This window comes from Polaribacter gochangensis (assembly GCF_046224025.1).
Lineage (GTDB): Bacteria > Bacteroidota > Bacteroidia > Flavobacteriales > Flavobacteriaceae > Polaribacter > Polaribacter gochangensis.
In genome coordinates, this window is record NZ_JBJXRF010000077.1 from 1 (window position 1) to 243 (window position 243).

Below are 243 nucleotides of genomic sequence, written 5' to 3' on the forward strand. Positions count from 1 at the left end.
ATTTTTGTATCTAATCATCAAAGTACATTTGACATCCCTCCTTTTGGATGGTTTTTTAGAAAAAATCACACAAAATTTGTGGCTAAAATTGAATTAGGAAAAGGAATTCCGAGTGTGTCCTTTAATTTACGAAACGGAGGAGCTGATTTAATCAATAGAAAGGATGCAAAACAATCATTAACAGAACTAGGAAGGTTTTCTAAAAACATCAACAAAAATAAATGGGGAGCAATTATTTTCCCA

The 243-nt window shown here is 31.3% G+C and carries 1 protein-coding gene; it reads left to right on the forward strand.

Annotated features, from left to right (window positions below; genetic code table 11):
* Positions 1 to 243: lysophospholipid acyltransferase family protein (locus ACEWL1_RS12185; protein ID WP_409233569.1), on the forward strand; the 243-nt coding region annotated here is incomplete at both ends.